Origin of the sequence: Pseudomonas sp. NFIX49, assembly GCF_900115915.1 — a bacterium.
GTDB classification, from domain to species: domain Bacteria; phylum Pseudomonadota; class Gammaproteobacteria; order Pseudomonadales; family Pseudomonadaceae; genus Aquipseudomonas; species Aquipseudomonas pharyngis.
Map to the genome: position 1 here is coordinate 419,698 of NZ_FOYE01000004.1, position 19,986 is coordinate 439,683.

The 19,986-nt window shown below is 62.1% G+C and carries 16 protein-coding genes and 1 riboswitch; of the genes, 13 read left to right on the forward strand and 3 right to left on the reverse strand.

Annotated features, from left to right (window positions below; genetic code table 11):
- The first annotated feature begins 5 nt into the window (after positions 1-5).
- Complete coding sequence (gene waaA / locus BMZ46_RS13820) at positions 6-1,286, forward strand: lipid IV(A) 3-deoxy-D-manno-octulosonic acid transferase (RefSeq protein ID WP_074689619.1); 1,281 nt, start codon at positions 6-8, stop codon at positions 1,284-1,286.
- 31 nt (positions 1,287-1,317) lie between these two features.
- Here the strand turns inward: waaA and BMZ46_RS13825 are convergent, their stop codons facing one another.
- On the reverse strand, positions 1,318-2,751 hold the full coding sequence (locus BMZ46_RS13825; protein WP_039766588.1) for a TolC family outer membrane protein: 1,434 nt from the start codon (positions 2,749-2,751) through the stop codon (positions 1,318-1,320).
- 196 nt (positions 2,752-2,947) lie between these two features.
- A riboswitch (TPP riboswitch) is annotated at positions 2,948-3,053 on the forward strand.
- A 146-nt stretch (positions 3,054-3,199) separates the two neighbouring features.
- On the opposite strand from BMZ46_RS13825, the gene thiC reads away from it, so the two are divergent.
- Positions 3,200-5,089, forward strand: a complete 1,890-nt coding sequence (thiC, locus tag BMZ46_RS13830) for a phosphomethylpyrimidine synthase ThiC (RefSeq protein ID WP_074689620.1) — start codon at positions 3,200-3,202, stop codon at positions 5,087-5,089.
- Between the two features lie 109 nt (positions 5,090-5,198).
- Positions 5,199-6,491, forward strand: a complete 1,293-nt coding sequence (cytX, locus tag BMZ46_RS13835; protein ID WP_074689621.1) for a putative hydroxymethylpyrimidine transporter CytX — start codon at positions 5,199-5,201, stop codon at positions 6,489-6,491.
- Here cytX and BMZ46_RS13840 read toward each other — a convergent pair.
- Complete coding sequence (locus BMZ46_RS13840; RefSeq protein WP_074689622.1) at positions 6,460-7,206, reverse strand: RsiV family protein; 747 nt, start codon at positions 7,204-7,206, stop codon at positions 6,460-6,462. The genes cytX and BMZ46_RS13840 overlap by 32 nt on opposite strands.
- Positions 7,207-7,427: 221 nt before the next feature.
- Between BMZ46_RS13840 and BMZ46_RS13845 the strand changes: the two genes are divergently transcribed.
- The 9 genes from BMZ46_RS13845 to BMZ46_RS13885 all read left to right on the forward strand — a co-directional run bounded on the left by BMZ46_RS13845 (position 7,428) and on the right by BMZ46_RS13885 (position 16,734).
- Positions 7,428-8,045: an NUDIX domain-containing protein gene (locus BMZ46_RS13845; RefSeq protein ID WP_007952223.1), complete on the forward strand. Its 618-nt coding sequence runs from the start codon at positions 7,428-7,430 to the stop codon at positions 8,043-8,045.
- Entirely contained in the window at positions 8,036-8,488 is a 453-nt protein-coding gene (locus BMZ46_RS13850; protein WP_039766596.1) for a DUF1249 domain-containing protein, read from the forward strand. The genes BMZ46_RS13845 and BMZ46_RS13850 overlap by 10 nt, the downstream gene beginning before the upstream one ends.
- Positions 8,489-8,593: 105 nt before the next feature.
- Positions 8,594-9,409 carry a 3',5'-cyclic-AMP phosphodiesterase gene (cpdA, locus tag BMZ46_RS13855; protein ID WP_074689623.1) on the forward strand — a complete coding sequence of 272 codons (816 nt, stop codon included), beginning with the start codon at positions 8,594-8,596 and terminating at the stop codon, positions 9,407-9,409.
- Between the two features lie 96 nt (positions 9,410-9,505).
- On the forward strand, positions 9,506-10,114 hold the full coding sequence (locus BMZ46_RS13860; RefSeq protein ID WP_039766600.1) for a YqiA/YcfP family alpha/beta fold hydrolase: 609 nt from the start codon (positions 9,506-9,508) through the stop codon (positions 10,112-10,114).
- 42 nt (positions 10,115-10,156) lie between these two features.
- Complete coding sequence (parE, locus tag BMZ46_RS13865; protein WP_039766602.1) at positions 10,157-12,064, forward strand: DNA topoisomerase IV subunit B; 1,908 nt, start codon at positions 10,157-10,159, stop codon at positions 12,062-12,064.
- Positions 12,064-13,053, forward strand: a complete 990-nt coding sequence (locus BMZ46_RS13870; protein WP_039766604.1) for an esterase-like activity of phytase family protein — start codon at positions 12,064-12,066, stop codon at positions 13,051-13,053. The genes parE and BMZ46_RS13870 overlap by 1 nt, the downstream gene beginning before the upstream one ends.
- Entirely contained in the window at positions 13,050-13,574 is a 525-nt protein-coding gene (locus BMZ46_RS13875) for a retropepsin-like aspartic protease family protein (protein ID WP_039766607.1), read from the forward strand. The genes BMZ46_RS13870 and BMZ46_RS13875 overlap by 4 nt, the downstream gene beginning before the upstream one ends.
- A 7-nt stretch (positions 13,575-13,581) precedes the next feature.
- Complete coding sequence (gene parC / locus BMZ46_RS13880; protein WP_039766608.1) at positions 13,582-15,846, forward strand: DNA topoisomerase IV subunit A; 2,265 nt, start codon at positions 13,582-13,584, stop codon at positions 15,844-15,846.
- A gap of 177 nt (positions 15,847-16,023) precedes the next feature.
- Positions 16,024-16,734 carry a PqiC family protein gene (locus tag BMZ46_RS13885; RefSeq protein WP_039766610.1) on the forward strand — a complete coding sequence of 237 codons (711 nt, stop codon included), beginning with the start codon at positions 16,024-16,026 and terminating at the stop codon, positions 16,732-16,734.
- Between the two features lie 375 nt (positions 16,735-17,109).
- Here the strand turns inward: BMZ46_RS13885 and BMZ46_RS13890 are convergent, their stop codons facing one another.
- On the reverse strand, positions 17,110-18,618 hold the full coding sequence (locus BMZ46_RS13890) for an AhpA/YtjB family protein (RefSeq protein WP_074689624.1): 1,509 nt from the start codon (positions 18,616-18,618) through the stop codon (positions 17,110-17,112).
- A gap of 134 nt (positions 18,619-18,752) precedes the next feature.
- Between BMZ46_RS13890 and serB the strand changes: the two genes are divergently transcribed.
- Positions 18,753-19,967, forward strand: coding sequence for a phosphoserine phosphatase SerB (gene serB, locus BMZ46_RS13895; protein WP_039766615.1), 1,215 nt, complete (start codon positions 18,753-18,755; stop codon positions 19,965-19,967).
- The last annotated feature ends 19 nt before the right edge of the window (positions 19,968-19,986 follow it).

Genomic DNA, 19,986 nt, shown 5'->3' on the forward strand with positions numbered 1-19,986 from the left:
CCGCCATGAATAGAACTCTCTATACCGCGCTGTTTTACCTGGGGCTGCCATTGGTGGCGATTCGGCTGTGGCTGCGTTCGCGCAAGGCACCGGCGTATGCCAAGCGGATTGGCGAACGTTTCTCCTATGGCATGCCGACCTTGCAACCGGGCGGCATCTGGGTTCACGCCGTGTCGGTGGGCGAGAGCATCGCGGCTGCGCCGATGATCCGTGCGCTGCTGCAACGTTATCCACAACTGCCGATCACCGTGACCTGCATGACGCCGACCGGGTCGGAACGCATTCACGCAATGTTCGCCAACGAGCCACGCATCCAGCACTGCTATTTGCCGTATGACTTGCCCTGCGCGGCGGCGCGTTTTCTGGATCGCGTGCAGCCGAAACTGGCAGTGATCATGGAAACCGAGCTTTGGCCCAACCACATTCACCAATGCGCCAAACGCGGGATTCCGGTGGCGCTGGCCAACGGACGCCTGTCCGAGCGTTCGGCCAAAGGCTATGGCCGCTTCAGCAAACTGACCGCGCCGATGCTCGCCGAGATGAGCCTGTTCGCCGTGCAGACCGAGGCCGAAGCCCTGCGCTTCCGTGATCTCGGTGCGCGTGCGGAGACAGTTGAAGTCACCGGCTCGATCAAGTTCGACCTGACCATCGACCCGCAACTGCTGCAACGCGCCGCTGAACTGCGCGGCCAATGGCAGGCGCTGGAACGGCCGGTATGGATCGCCGCCAGCACCCATGAAGGCGAAGACGAAGTGGTGCTGAATGCCCATCGCCGTTTGCTGGCCAACCATCCCGATGCACTGCTGATTCTGGTGCCGCGTCACCCCGAGCGTTTCAACTCGGTGTTCGAGTTGTGCCAGCGTGAAGGCTTTGCCACGGTGCGCCGTTCCACCGGCGCGAGCGTCGATGCGCAGACTTCGGTGCTGCTCGGCGACACCATGGGCGAATTGCTGTTTCTTTATGCCTTGGCCGACAGCGCGTTCGTCGGCGGCAGTCTGGTAGCCAACGGCGGGCACAATCTGCTGGAGCCGGCGGCGCTGGCGAAACCGGTGATCAGCGGACCGCATCTGTTCAACTTCCTCGACATCGCCGCGCAACTGCGCAGCGCCGGGGCGTTGGCCGAGGTGGATGATGCCGAAGGTCTGGCGATAGAAGTGCAGCGTCTGTTCGAACTGCCGCGCGACGCACAGCGCATGGCCGATGCCGGGCTGAGCGTGATGCGCCGCAATCAGGGCGCGTTGCAGCGCTTGCTCGATGGCCTGGGAAGGTTGATCGACCGCGCATAAAAAAACGCAGCCTCGGGGCTGCGTTTTTTGTTTAAGGCCGGGCCTTGAGCTGGGCTTCGGCAGCCTTGGCCAGATCCGGCGGCAGGAAATCCTTGTCCGGGTTGTAGTCGGCTTTCAGATAACGCGTCAGATCCTGCAGGTCGCCTGGGTTCAATGTCCCCGCTGCCTGCTTCAGACGCAGGTTGTCGAGGATGTAGTCGTAGCGGGTGTTGTTGTAGTTGCGCACCGAGGTGTAGAGCTGACGCTGGGCGTCGAGCACATCGACGATGTTGCGCGTCCCCACCTGGTAACCGATTTCCGTGGCTTCCACCGCGCTCTGGTTGGAAATGATCGACTGGCGGCGCGCCTGCACCTGCTCGACGTCGGTGTTTACCGCGCGGTGCAGGTTGCGGGTGTTCTCCACCACTTGCCGGCGCAGGCCTTCACGCTGCTGTTCGGTCTGGTCCAGCCGTGAGTAGGACTCGCGCACCTGGGAGCTGGTCAATCCGCCACTGTAGATCGGAATGTTCAGTTGCAGGCCCACGGTGCTCTGCTCGACATTGCCACTGTATGGCGTACCAAACGCGTTCGGGTTGGAGAAGCCGAGGGCGTCGTTGTCGCCTTTTTCGTATTTGGCCACCGCGTCGAGGGTCGGTAGGTGGCCGGCCTTGCGCTGTTTCAGGGTCTGTTCGGCGGAACTGACCGCGTAGTTGCTGGCCAGCAGATTGAGGTTCTGTTTCGCGGCGGTATCGACCCAGGCCTTGGCGTCGTTCGGCGCCGGCGGCAGGATCGGCAACGTGTGGACGATGCCCTGGATCGAGTTGTACTGGCGGTTGGTCAGGGTGATCAGCGCTTGGAACGCATCATCGACCTGACGCTGGGCGACGATCCGGTTGGCCCGCGCGGTGTCGTAGCTGGCTTGCGATTGCAGCACGTCGGTCTTGTCCGACAGACCCACATCGAAGCGCTCGTTGGACTGGTCGAGCTGGCGCTTGAACGCGGCTTCCTCGGCCTTGGTCGAGGCCAGGTTGTCCTGGCTGCGCAGCACGTTGAAGTAGCTTTCGGCGGTTTGCAGGATCAGGTTCTGCTCGGTGGCCGAGAGTTGCAGCGCGGCCTGCTCATTGACGTCCTTGGCGGCCTGGTACTGGAACCAGCGATCGGCGCGGAACAGCGGTTGCGCCAGCGTCGCCTGATAGGAGTGCGCGCTGCGATTGGCGATGGCCGAGGGCTGGTCGATCGAGGTGCGCACATTGGCGACTTCAGCGCCGCCCGACAGGTTCGGCAGCAGCCCGGCGCGGGCCTGGGGCACCACTTCTTTCTGCGCACCGTACTGGGCGCGGGCGGCGGCCAGGTCGGCGTTGTTGTCGACGGCTTCCTGATAAACGCTGACCAGATCGGTCCTGGTCGATAAAGGCGCTTCTGCTGCCCAGGCCGTTGCGGTGGACGCACAAGACACGGCGACAGCCAGTGAGAGTTTGCGCAGCATGAGGCGATCCCTAGCATGAATATTATGGAAATAATCCGGGCGCCAAAGGTAAGGCGCGGCCCATGCAGCGTCAAGGCGCAGCATGGCGTAGCGAGTGTAGTAGCGCCGGCGGCAGGCAACAATCTGCCAATTGCGCCATTCATCATGGTGTTTGCCACGGTGTTGGCGTTCTTTGCCGGTTGTGTCTAGACTGGCCGGGTTCTTGTCGGGGTGCCTTGCTATGAGGCTGAGATCGAATAATTTCGGATCCCGTTGAACCTGATCAGGTTAGCGCCTGCGTAGGGAACAAGATTTCTCGTCACCCGGCGAGTCCTCTTGTGCTTCGTCCGGGATATTGTTCGACAATCGAACGCTCGACGACGATGCACAGCACCAGTCCTGGTGCGTCCGTGCCTTTCAGGTTCTGCTCCGACAATCCACTGCCTGGATGCTGTCTGGAGAGCCCGTGATGACTACAAAATCTAAAAATGCGATCAACCTGAGTGACTCGGCCAAGGTCGACGAGCAGTCGGTTCAACCGTTCACCCGTTCGCAAAAAGTCTACGTTCAGGGCTCCCGCCCGGACATCCGCGTGCCGATGCGCGAAATCACCCTCGATGTGACCCCGACCGACTTCGGCGGCGAAATCAACGCGCCGGTCACCGTCTACGACACCTCCGGCCCGTACACCGATCCGAACGTGGTGATCGACGTGCGCAAAGGTCTGGGCGACGTGCGTTCGGCGTGGATCGACGACCGTGGCGACACCGAGCGCCTGCCAGGCCTGAGCTCGAATTTCGGTCAGGAGCGTCTGGCCGATCCTGAGCTGACCAAACTGCGTTTCGCCCACGTCAACAACCCGCGCCGCGCCAAGGCCGGGGCCAACGTCAGCCAGATGCACTACGCGCGCAAAGGCATCATCACCGCCGAGATGGAATACGTCGCCATCCGCGAAAACATGAAGCTGCAAGAAGCCCGCGCTGCCGGCCTGTTGAAACAGCAGCACGCCGGCCACAGCTTCGGTGCGAGCATTCCGAAAGAAATCACCCCTGAGTTCGTGCGCGAAGAAATTGCCCGTGGTCGCGCAATCATTCCGGCCAACATCAACCACGTCGAACTCGAGCCGATGATCATTGGCCGCAACTTCCTGGTGAAGATCAACGGCAACATCGGCAACAGCGCGCTGGGTTCGTCCATCGAAGAAGAAGTGGCGAAACTGACCTGGGGCATTCGCTGGGGTTCGGACACGGTGATGGACTTGTCCACCGGCAAGCACATCCACGAAACCCGCGAGTGGATCATCCGTAACTCGCCGGTTCCGATCGGCACCGTGCCGATTTATCAGGCGCTGGAAAAAGTGAATGGCGTCGCCGAAGACCTGACCTGGGAGCTGTTCCGCGACACGCTGATCGAGCAGGCGGAGCAGGGCGTCGACTACTTCACCATCCACGCCGGCGTGTTGCTGCGCTACGTGCCGCTGACCGCCAAACGTGTGACCGGCATTGTGTCCCGTGGCGGTTCGATCATGGCCAAGTGGTGCCTGGCGCACCACAAAGAGAACTTCCTCTACACCCACTTCGACGAAATCTGCGAAATCATGAAGGCCTACGACGTCAGCTTCTCGCTGGGCGACGGTCTGCGTCCGGGCTCGATTGCCGACGCCAACGACGAAGCGCAATTCGGCGAACTGGAAACCCTCGGCGAGCTGACCAAGATCGCCTGGAAGCACGACGTGCAATGCATGATCGAAGGCCCCGGCCACGTGCCGATGCAGTTGATCAAGGAGAACATGGACAAGCAGCTGGAGTGCTGCGACGAGGCGCCGTTCTACACCCTCGGCCCGCTGACCACCGACATTGCGCCGGGCTACGACCACATCACCTCCGGTATCGGTGCGGCGATGATCGGCTGGTTCGGTTGCGCGATGCTCTGCTACGTGACGCCGAAGGAACACTTGGGCCTGCCAAACAAGGATGACGTGAAGACCGGGATCATCACCTACAAGATCGCGGCCCATGCGGCGGATTTGGCCAAGGGGCACCCGGGCGCGCAGATCCGCGACAACGCCTTGAGCAAGGCGCGTTTCGAATTCCGCTGGGAAGACCAGTTCAACCTCGGTCTGGACCCGGACACCGCCCGTTCGTATCACGATGAAACCCTGCCGAAGGATTCGGCGAAGGTCGCGCATTTCTGTTCGATGTGCGGGCCGAAATTCTGCTCGATGAAGATCACTCAGGAAGTCCGCGAATACGCGGCCAACCAGCGGATCGACGCGGTCGACGTGGACGTCGCCCGGGGCCTGGCGGAACAGGCCGAGCGGTTCAAGAAGGAAGGCAGTCAGCTGTACAAGAAAGTCTAGCCACGAGCGGCAAGCTACAAGCTACAAGAGGAGAAGCAGTCCGCATATCGCTTCTGACTTGTAGCTTGCAGCTTGCAGCTTTTTTTCTGCTTCTCTGTGAGAAACGTCCTTGAGCATTCAACCCGGTACTTATTCCCCCGACCTCGCCGTGCCCGCCAACCAGCGTGTGTTCGGCGGTCGCGATCTGTTTTCCCTGTGGTTTTCCCTCGGCATCGGCCTGATGGTGTTGCAGACCGGCGCGTTGCTGGCGCCGGGGCTGGGCCTGTCGGGATCGCTGCTGGCGATTTTCCTCGGCACCCTGGTCGGCGTCCTGTTGCTGGCTGCCGTCGGCGTGATCGGCAGCGACACCGGCCTGTCGTCGATGGCTGCGCTGAAACTCAGCCTCGGCAGCAAAGGCGCGAGCCTGCCGGCGCTGCTCAACCTGCTGCAACTGATCGGTTGGGGTTCGTTCGAAATCATCGTCATGCGCGATGCGGCCAGCCTGCTCGGCACCCGTGCGTTCAGCGAAGGTTCGCTGTGGGCCAGTCCGATGCTGTGGACGCTGTGCTTCGGCGCATTGGCGACATTGCTCGCGGTCAGCGGGCCGTTGACGTTCGTGCGCAAGATTCTGCGCAAGTGGGGCATCTGGCTGATTCTGGCCGCGTGCATCTGGCTGACCTGGAACCTGTTCGCCAAGGCTGACCTCGCCGCCTTGTGGGCACAGGCCGGGGATGGCTCGATGCCGCTCGCCGTGGGCTTCGACATCGCCATCGCGATGCCGCTGTCGTGGCTGCCGCTGATTGCCGACTACTCGCGTTTCGGCAAGAAGGCGAAGAACGTGTTCGGTGGTACGGCGATCGGTTTCTTCATCGGCAACTTCTGGCTGATGAGCCTCGGCGTGGCCTACACGCTGGCATTCGCGCCGAGCGGTGAAGTCAACGCGCTGCTGCTGGCACTGGCCGGCGCCGGTCTGGGGATTCCGCTGTTGCTGATTCTGCTGGACGAGTCGGAGAACGCTTTCGCCGACATTCACTCGGCAGCGGTTTCCAGTGGGATTCTGTTGCGTCTGAAAGTCGAGCATCTGGCGCTGGCCATCGGGGTGATCTGCACCCTGATCGCCTTGCTCGCGCCGTTGGCGCAGTACCAGAACTTCCTGTTGCTGATCGGCTCGGTGTTCGCACCGCTGTTCGGCGTGGTGCTGGTGGATCACTTCATCCTGCGCAAGCGCAGTGCTCAGGTGGCATCGGCCGCGTTGCGCTGGCCGGCGCTATTGGCCTGGCTGGGTGGCATCAGCACCTATCACTTGTTGGCCAATCTGTATCCGGATGTCGGCGCGACCCTGCCGGCGCTGGTGCTGGCAGGGCTGCTGCAACTGGTGCTCGGCCGGGCTTTCAGTTACGGCCGGGAAACAGCTCGGGCTTGAGAATGCCGTTCAGGCGCGGGTAAGGGATCTTCAGTTCGACGTGGCCCAGCGCATAAGGCGCGATGGTGGTCACGTCGTACTTGAGGATCACGCCGCCGTAGGTCAGCGCCACGTTCGGGGTTTTGACGAACGGCCAGCTCTTCACGAATTCCGGTTCCTGATCGAGCTTGGTGCTGATCAGCCAGCTGTTGTGCGCCACTTGCGCCGCTTTCCAAAATGCCTCTTCCTGACCCGGCAGCAGCATGTCCGCCAAGGTCAGCACCTTGTGTTGCTGACGCGAATAGTTGATGAAACCGCGTCCCGGCGTACCGTGGGCACCGCCGGTGTCCAAATAGCTCGAGGTTTCGATGATCACCAGACCGTCATGCTGCTCGCGTACTTTCGCCTGCAAATAGCTGCTGTTGCGCGGGCCGGCATTGGCCAGGAACTGCTCGCGATACGCTGCCAGCGTCGGCGCCACCGGGGCGTTCGGTGCGGTGCGGGTCATTTGCAGCAGGCGTTTTTCGATGATGCCGTCCAGCGCCGGTTCTGCCGGGAAGCGCAACGTATCGATGTTTACCAACGGACAGTCCTGGTTGGAACAACCGGGTTTCAGCGTTTCCGAGGCGTCGCGGGTGGTTTCCAGCGGCGTGCGCAGGTTGGGCTGGAACAGGCTGGCGCAGGCGCCCAGGGTCAGGGCGATGGCGGCCACGGAGGCAATTTTGAAAAGCGACATGGGCGTCCTTTCTGAAGCAGGGGAAGGCAAAAAGTTACCGCTTCGACTCTCAACGAAGCGGTCAGTTCGCCACTAAGCTAATTAGAGTGGGTTTCGCCTCCACCGTCCATCCCGCTGACAGCAAAGGGGCTGCATCAAACGTCACCGGCGCGTTAGGATGGCGCGAAGTCGAGGTCGCAGGTAAGGCGCCTCGTATTGGATTTGCAGTAAAGAGGATGCTCATGACCGATTTTGCCAAAGCCATTCCGACCGCCGTCGATATCGTGCGACGCGAGCAGTGCTACAAGGGCTTCTACAAGCTCGACCGTCTGCACTTGCGCCACGAACTGTTCGCCGGTGGCATGAGCCGCGAAATCAATCGTGAAGTGTTCGTGCGCCACGATGCGGTGTGCATGCTGCCCTACGATCCGCAGCGCGATGAAGTGGTGCTGATCGAGCAGTTTCGCGTCGGGGCTCTGGGCAAGGCGGACAACCCGTGGCTGGTGGAACTGGTCGCCGGTCTGATCGACAAGGACGAACAGCCGGAAGAAGTTGCTCACCGCGAGGCGCAGGAGGAAGCTGGGCTGGACATCAAAGCCCTGTGGCCGATGACCAAATACTTTCCATCGCCGGGCGGCAGCAACGAATTTGTGCATCTGTATCTGGGGCGTTGCAGCACCGAAGGCGCAGGCGGCCTGCATGGGCTGGAGGAAGAAGCCGAAGATATTCGCGTCACGGTCTGGGCCTTTGAAGATGCCTTGCAGGCCGTACGTGACGGACGGATTGCCAATGCGGCGAGCATCATCGCCTTGCAGTGGCTGGCGCTCAATCGCGCCGAAGTGAGGGGGCTATGGTCGTAAACAAGTTGCGCGATCGCTACCGCGTCGACCTCGCAGGGCTGCAAGCCGCCTGCGAGGCGAACTACGCGCGCCTGATGCGACTCTTGCCGGACATGCGCAGCGACCCCGAAGCGCGGCGCATCGCGGTAACCCAGGGCGACCAGATGCTCGGCGTGCTGACTCTGGAAGTGCTGCAGGCCTGTCCGTACACCACGACTCTGCAGGTGCGTCAGGAACACAGCCTGCCATGGCTGCCGGTGCCGCAACTGGAGGTGCAGGTCTATCACGACGCGCGTATGGCCGAGGTGATCAGTGCCGAGCATGCGCGACGCTTTCGCGGCGTCTATCCTTACCCGAATGCGGCCATGCACCAGCCGGACGAAAAAGCCCAGCTCAATCTGTTCCTGGGTGAATGGCTGAGTCATTGTCTGGCGTGCGGACACGAATACGCGGCAGTCCGATAACCAGCGCAAGTTGTGAACTGCGTCCGGTTCGCCGGTTTCTCTTTGTGGTGTCCCCCCGCATAATTGCCGCACCTATCCAGTCCCGCGATCCCGGGGGAGAACGCCTTGCCGAGCGTATCGACTTTGACCACCGCCGACACGGCGTTGCTGGTGCAACTCTCTGACAGCCATCTGTTCGCCGAGGCGGAAGGAACGCTGCTGGGCATGAACACCCGTGAGAGTCTGCAAAAAGTCATCGAGCTGGTGCTCGAGCAGCAACCGCGGATCGACCTGATCGTGGCCAGCGGCGACCTGTCCCAGGACGGTACGCTGGAGTCCTATCAGCTGTTTCGCCAAATGACGGCACAGCTCGATGCCCCCGCCCGCTGGATCCCCGGCAACCACGACGAACCGCAAATCATGGCGCAGGCGACGGTGAAGAGTGCATTGCTGGAGTCTGTGGTGGATGTCGGCAACTGGCGTGTGACCCTGCTCGATTCGGCGGTGCCCGGATCGGTGCCGGGGTATTTGCAGGATGACCAACTGCAATTGCTCGCCCGCTCCCTGAGTGAAGCGCCGGATCGCCATCATCTGGTGTGCTTTCACCATCATCCTGTGTCGATCGGTTGCGCCTGGATGGAGCCGATCGGCTTGCGCAATCCGGAAGCGTTTTTCGACGTGCTCGACCGTTTCCCGCAGGCCCGCGCCGTACTGTGGGGACATGTCCATCAGGAAATCGACCGCGAACGCAACGGCGTAAGGCTGATTGCCTCGCCGTCGACCTGCATTCAGTTCGAGCCAGGCAGTGAAGATTTCAAGGTCGGCGAGCAGGCACCGGGGTATCGCTGGTTGCGCTTGTTGCCGGATGGGCGGCTGGAGACCGGCGTGGAGCGTGTCACCGGTTTTGATTTTCAGGTGGATTACGGCTCCAACGGTTACTGATTGACGGATGCAGCGCTGATTTCCTCGGGTGCTGGCCCAACATCCCCTGACTCCCTGTAAACTCCGCTTTCTTCAGCCGACGCCCAGGGAGCTCAAATGTCCGGTTCGATTCTCTATATCCATGGTTTCAACAGCGCGCCGGCCTCGAAAAAGGCCTGTCAGCTGGTCGAGGTGATGGAGCGGCTGGGTTTGAGCGACCAACTGCGTGTGCCGGCGCTGCATCACCACCCACGCGAAGCCATCGGTCAGCTGGAACAGGCAATCGCCGAACTCGGCCGGCCATTGCTGGTGGGAAGCTCGCTCGGCGGCTACTATGCGACTCACCTGGCCGAGCGCCATGGCCTGAAAGCCCTGCTGGTCAACCCGGCCGTCAGCCCGCACCGGATGTTCGACGGACACCTGGGCACCCAGAAAAACCTGTACACCGACGAAACCTGGGAGCTGACCCACGACCACGTGACGGCCCTGGCCGAGCTGGAAGTGCCGGCGCCGCAGGATCCGCAGCGATATCAGGTATGGTTGCAGACCGGGGATGAAACGCTGGATTATCGCCTTGCCCAGCAGTATTACCGGGCCTGTGCCTTGCGCATTCAGGCCGGCGGCGACCACAGTTTCCAGGGATTTGTTACACGATTGCCGGCATTGCTCGGCTTTGCCGGGATTGGCGCCGATACCTATCAGGCAATCGATTTCACCGCACTGTGAAGTCTTGCCCCATTTTCATTGAATCACTGACGACGAGACCCTATGGCCACTCCCAGCGCTAGCTCCTATAACGCCGACGCCATCGAAGTCCTCTCGGGCCTCGACCCGGTGCGCAAGCGCCCCGGCATGTACACCGACACCAGTCGGCCGAACCACCTCGCCCAGGAAGTCATCGACAACAGTGTCGACGAAGCCCTGGCCGGCCACGCCAAATCGATCCAGGTCATCCTCCACGCCGACCACTCGCTGGAAGTCTGCGACGACGGCCGTGGCATGCCGGTTGACATCCACCCGGAAGAGGGTGTTTCGGGCGTTGAACTGATCCTCACCAAGCTCCATGCGGGCGGCAAGTTTTCCAACAAGAACTACCAGTTCTCCGGCGGTCTGCACGGGGTGGGTATTTCCGTGGTAAACGCCTTGTCGACCCAGGTGCGGGTGCGGGTCAAGCGTGACGGCAACGAATATGAAATGACCTTTGCCGACGGCTTCAAGGCCACCGATCTGCAAGTGATCGGCACCGTCGGCAAGCGCAATACCGGGACCAGCGTGTACTTCGCGCCGGACCCGAAATACTTCGACTCGCCGAAATTCTCCATCAGCCGCCTCAAGCATGTGCTCAAGGCCAAGGCCGTTCTGTGCCCAGGGCTGCTGATCAGTTTCGAAGACAAAGGCACCGGCGAAAAGGTCGAGTGGCATTACGAGGATGGCTTGCGCTCCTATCTGGTGGATGCGGTCAGCGAATTCGAGCGTCTGCCGGATGCGCCGTTCTGCGGCAACCTGGCCGGCACCAAGGAAGCGGTCGAGTGGGCCCTGCTTTGGCTGCCGGAAGGCGGCACTTCGGTCACCGAAAGCTACGTCAACCTGATCCCGACGGAGCAGGGCGGTACCCACGTCAACGGTCTGCGTCAGGGTCTGCTCGACGCGATGCGCGAGTTCTGCGAATTCCGCAGCCTGCTGCCGCGCGGCGTGAAGCTGGCACCGGAAGACGTTTGGGAGCGCATCGCTTTCGTTCTGTCGATGAAGATGCAGGAACCGCAATTCTCCGGTCAGACCAAGGAACGTCTGTCGTCCCGTGAAGCGGCGGCGTTTGTCTCCGGCGTGGTCAAGGATGCGTTCAGCCTGTGGCTCAACGCCAACCCGGAAACCGGTCTGGCCCTGGCGGAACTGGCGATCAGCAACGCTGGCCGGCGCCTGAAAGCCAGCAAGAAAGTCGAACGCAAGCGCATCACCCAGGGCCCGGCATTGCCGGGCAAACTGGCCGATTGCGCCGGGCAGGACCCGATGCGTTCCGAGCTGTTCCTGGTGGAAGGTGATTCCGCCGGCGGTTCGGCCAAGCAGGCGCGAGACAAGGAATTCCAGGCGATCCTGCCGTTGCGCGGCAAGATCCTCAACACCTGGGAAGTCGACGGCAGCGAAGTGCTGGCCAGCCAGGAAGTGCACAACATCGCCGTGGCCATCGGTGTCGATCCGGGCGCCGAGGACATGAGCCAGCTGCGCTACGGCAAGATCTGCATCCTCGCCGACGCCGACTCCGACGGTCTGCACATCGCAACCTTGCTCTGCGCCTTGTTCGTCCAGCATTTCCGCCCACTGGTGGATGCCGGTCATGTCTACGTGGCAATGCCGCCGCTGTACCGCATCGATCTGGGTAAAGAAATCTACTACGCCCTCGACGAAGCCGAGCGCGACGGGATCCTCGACCGTCTGGTGGCTGAGAAGAAGCGCGGCAAGCCGCAGGTCACCCGATTCAAAGGCCTGGGTGAAATGAACCCGCCGCAACTGCGCGAAACCACCATGGACCCGAACACCCGGCGCCTGGTGCAGTTGACCCTCGGGGACGACTTCGCCCAGACCTCGGAAATGATGGACATGCTGCTGGCGAAGAAACGTGCCGGCGACCGCAAGACCTGGCTCGAATCCAAGGGCAACCTCGCCGAGGTTCTGGCCTGATGCGGTTTGGCTGGGCCTTGGCGGGTGCGTTGCTGCTGGGTTCGATGACGGTGTCGGCAGAGCCTGTGCAAGAATTGCGCGTGCTCGCCGAACACCCGGTCGAAGGCATGCGCGGCGGCAACCTGTCGGGGCTGGCCTTGTGCGGCAATGACCTGTGGACCGTTTCGGACCGCGACGATGATCAGATCTACCGTCTCGATATCCGCGACCGGGTCTGGCAGGCTACGGCCGTACGCATCGATCCGCCGAAAGTGCCGGACAGCGGCTTGCCGTGGGGCATCAGTTCGCGCACCTGGGCGGCGTCGTTCATTCGGGGCGGGGATCTGGATTTCGAAGGCATCAGCTGTGACAGCGCAGGCAACCGCTACATCGTCAGCGAGGCCCACGCGGCCGTGCTGCAAGTGCCGCCGCAGGGGCCGTCGTCGTGGCTGAAAATCTCGCCGATGATGGTTCGCGAGGCGCGGGCCAGCGGCATGCTGCTGCAATTCAACGCGTTATTCGAAGGGCTGGCGATCAACCCGGCGGGCGATCAGATGTGGCTGGCTGCCGAGCGGCAAAGTCGCGGTTTGTTGCTGATCAAACGCCAGCAGACGGTGTGGGATTGTGACGGTCGCTGCGTGCTGCTCAGTGAAGGCGGCATGGAAATGCAACCGCCGCAGTTCCCGAAAGCCCGTCCGGTCAATCGGGATTTTTCCGATATCTCCCTGTTCAACGGCAAGCTGTTTACCCTTGAGCGCAACGCGTACCAGATCTGTCGTCGCGATGCGCAGACGGCCAGGGTCGAGCTCTGCTGGTCGTATGCGGCCGAGCTGTTGCAGGCCAATCGGCGTTATTCACAGAACTTCGGCCTGGAAGAGGCGCTGGTGGTCGATGCTCAAGGCGCCTGGATCGGCGTCGACAACAATTTCGGCCCTCGCGCCGACGGCGAGGTTCGCCCGATCATCTGGCGTTTCGCCGCGCCTGAGGGTGGCTGGAGCGCCAAGCCGTGAGCCAGCAACCGCCGGGCAAGCGCGCCGGTCGGGTGCTGATGATTCTGGCGTGGTGCGCGGCGCTGTTTCTGGCCACGCGGTTTTTCAGCCAGTGGGAAGAACGCCAGCGTAATCCCAATGTGGAAGTGGCTTCGCAGCAGGGCAACGGCTTTATCGAAGTGAAATTGATCGGCAACGCCCAGGGACATTTTGTCGCCAGCGGCCTGATCAACGGTCGGCCGGTGGAGTTCATGCTCGACACCGGCGCGACCGATGTGGCAATCCCGGCCGAGGTGGCGAAAGACCTCAGGCTGGAAGAAGGTTTCGGTGTGACCCTGAGCACGGCCAATGGCCTGAGCCAGGGCTATCGCACCCGTATCGACCGCCTGCAACTGGGCGACATCGTGCTGCGGGACGTCCGCGCACTGGTGGCGCCGGGGTTGCATGGCGATCAGGTGCTGCTCGGCATGAGCGCCCTGAACAAACTTGAATTTACCCAGCGCGGTGGCACCATGCTGCTGCGCCAGACAACGAACCGATGAGGCCCGCATGAGCGACTCCCTTGATCTCAGCCTGGACGGTGTAGAACGCCGCTCGCTGGCTGACTTCACCGAAAATGCCTACCTCAACTACTCCATGTACGTGATCATGGACCGCGCCCTGCCGCATATCGGCGACGGCCTGAAACCGGTACAGCGGCGTATCGTCTACGCCATGAGCGAGCTGGGGCTGGACGCCGATTCCAAGCACAAGAAGTCGGCGCGTACCGTCGGCGACGTGCTCGGCAAGTTCCACCCGCACGGCGACTCGGCGTGCTACGAAGCGATGGTGCTGATGGCCCAGCCGTTCAGCTATCGCTACACGCTGGTGGACGGCCAGGGCAACTGGGGTGCGCCGGACGATCCGAAGTCCTTCGCCGCCATGCGTTACACCGAAGCGCGGCTGTCGCGTTACTCCGAAGTGCTGCTCAGCGAATTGGGCCAGGGCACCGCAGACTGGGGCCCGAACTTCGACGGCACCCTGCAGGAACCGCTGGTGTTGCCGGCACGTTTGCCGAACATCCTGCTCAACGGCACCACCGGGATCGCCGTGGGCATGGCCACCGACGTGCCGCCGCACAACCTGCGCGAAGTCGCCACCGCCTGCGTGCGCCTGCTCGATGAGCCGAAAGCCACGGTCGAACAGCTCTGCGAACACATTCAGGGCCCGGACTACCCGACCGAAGCGGAAATCATCACCCCGCGCGCCGACCTGCTGAAAATGTACGAAACCGGCAAGGGCTCGGTGCGCATGCGCGCCGTGTACCACGTCGAGGACGGCGACATCATCGTCACCGCGCTGCCGCACCAGGTCTCCGGGGCCAAGGTGCTGGAACAGATCGCCGCGCTGATGCAGGCCAAACCATCGAAAGCCCCGCAGATCGCCGACCTGCGTGATGAATCCGACCACGAAAACCCGTGCCGCATCGTGATCATCCCGGTCAACAGCCGTGTCGATCACGAAGCGCTGATGCAGCACCTGTTCGCCAGCACCGAGCTGGAGTCGACCTACCGGGTCAACGTCAACATCATCGGTCTGGACGGCAAGCCGCAGCTGAAAAACCTCCGTGCGTTGCTGGTGGAGTGGCTGGAATTCCGCGTGCTGACCGTGCGTCGCCGCTTGCAATTTCGCCTCGACAAGGTCGAGCGTCGCCTGCACCTGTTGGACGGTTTGCTGATTGCCTACCTCAACCTGGATGAAGTGATCCACATCATCCGTACCGAGGAGCATCCGAAAGCCAAACTGATCGAGCGTTTTGCCCTCAGCGAAATCCAGGCCGACTACATCCTCGACACCCGTCTGCGTCAGTTGGCGCGACTGGAAGAGATGAAGCTGCGCGACGAGCAGGACGAACTGCTCAAGGAACAGGCCAAGCTGCAAGCCCTGCTGGGCAGCGAAGCCAAGTTGAAGAAACTTGTGCGCAGCGAACTGTTGAAAGATGCCGAAACTTACGGCGATGACCGTCGGTCGCCAATCGTCGAGCGCGCCGAAGCCAAGGCGCTGACCGAGCACGATCTGCTGCCGAACGAGAAAGTCACCGTCGTGCTGTCGGAAAAAGGCTGGATCCGTTCGGCGAAGGGCCACGATATCGACGCCACCGGCCTGTCGTACAAGGCCGGCGACGGCTTCAAGACTTCGGCGGCGGGGCGTTCGAACCAGTCGGCCGTGGTCATCGACTCCACGGGCCGCAGTTACTCGCTGGCCACCCACACCCTGCCATCGGCACGGGGCCAGGGTGAGCCGTTGACCGGCCGTCTGACGCCGCCGCCGGGCGCAACGTTCGAGTGTGTGCTGATGCCTGAGGAGGACTCGCTGTACGTGATCGCCTCCGACGCCGGTTACGGTTTTGTGGTGAAAGGTGAAGACCTGCAGGCCAAGAACAAGGCCGGCAAGGCCCTGTTGAGCCTGCCGAACAACGCCAAGGTGATCGCGCCGCGTCCGGTTGCCGATCGCGAACACAACTGGCTGGCCTCGGTGACGACCGAGGGTCGCCTGCTGATCTTCAAGATCAGCGATCTGCCACAATTAGGGAAGGGCAAAGGCAACAAGATCATCGGTATTTCCGGTGAGCGTGTGGCCAGTCGCGAAGAATATGTCACGGACATCGCCGTTCTTCCGGAAGGCGCCACCTTGGTGCTGCAGGCCGGAAAACGCACCTTGTCGCTGAAGGCCGATGACCTCGAGCACTACAAAGGTGAGCGTGGTCGCCGTGGTAACAAACTGCCACGTGGCTTCCAGCGAGTGGATGCGCTGCTCGTCGAAAACCTCAATTAGGCGTCCTAGACGCTCCGATCTACGATTTAACCCGTAGATCGGCGCTTTGGCGCTGGAGTCGGAACGCATATTCACGGATGATATGGCCTTTCCAAGCGCCGGCGTGGCCGAGCGTTATTCATATTTATTGAGTATTTTCACTGTGGTCAGCCTTGTGGCGGCCACCTGGACGGGATGATGACTTCTCTGCGCCCCCTTATTTTCCTGCTCGCCGGCGTTCTTGGTCTGGCGGGTTGCAGCGTTCACCAGCCGGTGTCGCTGTATCAGCTGGACAGCGGAAGTCCGGCCCAGCCTGCGCAAAGCGCGGGCATGGCAGTTTTGCTGGGCCCTGTGATCGTTGCCGATTACCTGCAACGGGAAACCCTGTTGCAGCGTCAGCCGGACGGCAGCCTGCAGGCCTCGACCGATGGTCGCTGGGCCGGTAGCCTTTCATCGGACATCGATCAGTTGCTGTTGCGTCAGGTTGCCGGGCATCTGGACAGTCAGCGCGTGGTGCTGGCGCCAGCGACCCTGGGCTTCACCCCGGATGTGCAGGTGCTGTTGACCATCACTCGTCTGGATTCCGGTGCCAAGCAACCGGCGATTCTGGACGCGCAATGGCGCCTGATCGACCGCCGTGGCCAGGTGCGTGACAACCGCATCGTCCATCTGCAGGAGCAACATGCCGGTACCACCGCCGCACAGGTGCAGGCGCAGGGCGTGTTGTTGCAGCGTCTGGCCGAGCAACTGTCGGTAGCGCTCAAACCGTTGGCCAATCAGCCACCGGTCGCCGAGGCGCCACGCAAGTCGGCACCGAAACCGGCAGCGCCGGCGGCGGAAGCCGAAAAGCAGCCGAAGATACCGATGGCTTCGCCGATTCGTACGGATATGGAAGTGTTTCGCTTCTAAGGCTGGAACGAGTCAGAACAGAGCCCGCCTTGTGCGGGCTTTGTTGTGTCTAGAGCTGTGAAAAGTCAAAAGCCCCTCACCCCCGCCCTCTCCCGGAGGGAGAGGGAGCCGACCGAGGTGTCTGGCGTTATCCATCGACCTGAAAGATCTTGGCGATTATGGATTTGGCGCAGTGCGGTCTTACGATTGTGGATTCGGCACGGCACGTTCAGGTCGGTGTAGATACCCAATATTCTCCTATCAGTCCCCTCTACCTCTGGGAGAGGGCTAGGGTGAGGGGGCTCCAAAGCCTGGCGCAATCACGAAAACGCCACGCACAAAAAAGCCCGCAGACAATCACTCATCTGCGGGCTTCTTCACATCAAGGGCAAGGCCTCAGGCCCGACGCTCATGCATCCGCGCCAGTTGCCGCTCAAGCATCGACGGATAAGGCTCCATCAACCGCTCCACGCAGCAAGCCCCCTCAGGGCTGGCAATCGGCCGGATTCGTGCGCGCTGGCGAATCAGCGCGTCGTCACCGATCTTGCGCTCCACCAGCAGCAGGTTGCGGCTGTGTTGCGACAGAGCCAGGGCGTCCTGGGCGGAGTCGGTCAGCAACAGGTCGATCTGGCTCAGGCCGAACAGCTCGTCGCCGAGGGTCAGGCCCAACTGCAATTGCAGGGTGATGCCGCTGTCGGCGACTTCGATCTGCAACTGGTGGCCCAGCGCCCGCAGCAGCTCGCCGCAGCAGATGGCGTTGGTCAGGTAATCGTCGCCGCTGTCTTCAGTGTGGAACAGCATCAGGGTGCTGCCGTCGTTCAGGGTTTCGATTTCGCCCTGGTACAACGAAGCAGCCTGCTCCAGACAGTCGCGATAGCGATCCTGCAACTCTTCCAGACGTGCGCGCGGCAAACGGCGCAGTTGTTCCTGCGAGCCCAATTGCACCGCCAGCACCGCCGTGTGTTGCGGCACGCTCGGGGTCGGTCGGCGCACGGCCGGTTGCGCGGTATCGCTCAGCGATTCGTCACGCAGATCGGCGAACGGGTCTTCGTCATCGTCGTCTTCAACGGTGCTGACCACATGGCGTGGCGCAGGCTTCTGCGCAGCCATCGGGCGGCTTTCGTCGAAACTCGGATCACGCAGGTTGCGCACTTCGAATTCCGGCTCGTCGTCCTCGAACTCGGGTTCCGGCTCGGGCTCCGGTTCGGCCGGCTCAGGGGCGTAGTTGGCGTGTAACTGGCGGGCAAGATCGCCGATCTCGTCCTGACGCTCGATACCCGGCGTGTATTCGTCGATCCGGCGCAGCCACACACGCAATTGCAGCAGCGGCGTGGAGATGTGCCGGCCCAGACGCAGGCTCAGGGCCAGGGACAGTGCCAGCAGGATTGCACTCAGGATGCCCATGCTTTGCAGGCTGATGGTCATCGGCTGCTGGAACTGATCCATGTCCAGGCTGATGCGCAGTTGCCCGGCGGTCACGTCCTGGAAGGTGATCTTGCTCTCGTACATGCCCTCGGCTTCGCCCAGCAGGCCGTGCTTGGGCCGCTGACCGGACTCGGCGAGGATGCGGTTGTCCACACTGTAGATGGCGGCGTGGGCCACCAGTTTGTTCTTGGTCAGGTTGTTGAGCAGCACGTTGAGGCTGAGGATGTCGTTGGACACCAGCAGTTCGGTGGCAGAGGTGGCGGTCTGCGTAGTCAGGCTTTCGCCCAGCGCATCGGCCTGCTCGTGCATGGCCTGCTTGAACTGCAGGCCCATCACGCAGGCATAGATCACCAGGGCCAGAGCGACCAGGATCACGTTATGGCTGGCAATGCGCAATGCAATCGGTACACGGCGGTGGCGCAGTGCACGGAAGATCAGCAGAAAGAAGTTATCGGTTTTAACTGGCGTGGGCCGGTTCACTGAGCTCGGCTCTTTTGTCCGTGAAGTTGACGCGCAGTATAGCGACAGGCCCTAGACCGGCAAAGCGCTGGCGGTGCCCGATGGTCACTGAAAGTGGGTAGAATGCGGTTTTTTTCCAGTTGCGGGGGTGCGCGTTGCGCGAAATCGTCCTGATTAACATCACGGGAGTCGACCGTCCGGGTCTGACAGCGGCCATTACCGGTGTTCTGGCCCAGGGTGGTGTGAATATCCTCGACATCGGTCAGGCGGTGATCCACGACATGCTGTCGTTCGGCATCCTCGTGGAAATTCCCGACTCCGAGCAAGGCAAGTCGGTGCTCAAGGACATCCTGTTCAAGGGTTATGAGCTCGACCAGCAGGTGCGTTTCACCCCGGTGTCCGAAGAGGATTACCAGCAATGGGTGGGCAATCAGGGCAAGAAGCGCCACATCGTTACCCTGCTGACCCGCAAGGTCACCGCCGGCCAGTTGCAGGCCGTGAGCTCGATCACCGCCAAATACGGCCTGAACATCGACCATATCGACCGTCTGTCGGGTCGCATGCCGCTGGACACCCCGGCCGACAAAGGCAAGGGCTGCATCGAGTTCTCCGTGCGTGGCGAAGCCGCCGATCCGCAGGCCCTGCGCGCCGAGTTCCTCAGCGTGGCTCAGGAGCTGAACGTCGACATCGCCTTCCAGGAAGATTCGCTGTTCCGTCGCAACCGTCGTCTGGCGGTGTTCGACATGGACTCGACCCTGATCGAAGCCGAAGTCATCGACGAACTGGCCAAAGCCGCCGGCGTCGGCGACCAGGTTTCGCAAATCACCGAGCGGGCAATGGCCGGCGAGCTGGATTTTCGCGCCAGCTTCAAAGAGCGTCTGGCACTGCTCAAGGGCCTGGATGTCAGTGTGCTCGATTCGATCGGCGCCTCGCTGCGCCTGACCGAGGGCGCCGAAACCCTGTTTGCCGAACTCAAGCGCCTGGGCTACAAGACCGCGATTCTGTCGGGCGGCTTCACCTACTTCGCCAAGCAATTGCAGGCCAAACTCGGTATCGACTACGTGTTCGCCAACGAACTGGAAGTGGTCGACGGCAAGTGCACCGGCGTGGCAATCGAGCCGATCGTCGATGCCCAGCGCAAGGCCGATCTGCTGAAGCAGCTGGCTGAAAAAGAAGGTTTGCGTCTGGAGCAGACCATCGCCGTGGGCGACGGCGCCAACGACCTGCCGATGCTGGCGATTGCGGGTCTGGGCGTGGCGTTCCGCGCCAAACCGCTGGTCAAGCAGTCGGCGAAGCAGGCGATATCGACCCTGGGGCTGGATGGCGTGCTGTACCTGCTGGGCTTCCGCGATCGCGACGGACAGCTCTGACGTCGGCGCAGGATCGCAG

Coding starts and splice junctions, on each gene's coding strand:
- waaA (WP_074689619.1), top strand. CDS start 6: ATGAATAGAACTCTCTATACCGCGCTGTTTTACCTGGGGCTGCCATTG.
- BMZ46_RS13825 (WP_039766588.1), bottom strand. CDS start 2,751: ATGCTGCGCAAACTCTCACTGGCTGTCGCCGTGTCTTGTGCGTCCACC.
- thiC (WP_074689620.1), top strand. CDS start 3,200: ATGACTACAAAATCTAAAAATGCGATCAACCTGAGTGACTCGGCCAAG.
- BMZ46_RS13840 (WP_074689622.1), bottom strand. CDS start 7,206: ATGTCGCTTTTCAAAATTGCCTCCGTGGCCGCCATCGCCCTGACCCTG.
- BMZ46_RS13845 (WP_007952223.1), top strand. CDS start 7,428: ATGACCGATTTTGCCAAAGCCATTCCGACCGCCGTCGATATCGTGCGA.
- BMZ46_RS13850 (WP_039766596.1), top strand. CDS start 8,036: ATGGTCGTAAACAAGTTGCGCGATCGCTACCGCGTCGACCTCGCAGGG.
- BMZ46_RS13860 (WP_039766600.1), top strand. CDS start 9,506: ATGTCCGGTTCGATTCTCTATATCCATGGTTTCAACAGCGCGCCGGCC.
- parE (WP_039766602.1), top strand. CDS start 10,157: ATGGCCACTCCCAGCGCTAGCTCCTATAACGCCGACGCCATCGAAGTC.
- BMZ46_RS13870 (WP_039766604.1), top strand. CDS start 12,064: ATGCGGTTTGGCTGGGCCTTGGCGGGTGCGTTGCTGCTGGGTTCGATG.
- parC (WP_039766608.1), top strand. CDS start 13,582: ATGAGCGACTCCCTTGATCTCAGCCTGGACGGTGTAGAACGCCGCTCG.
- BMZ46_RS13885 (WP_039766610.1), top strand. CDS start 16,024: ATGACTTCTCTGCGCCCCCTTATTTTCCTGCTCGCCGGCGTTCTTGGT.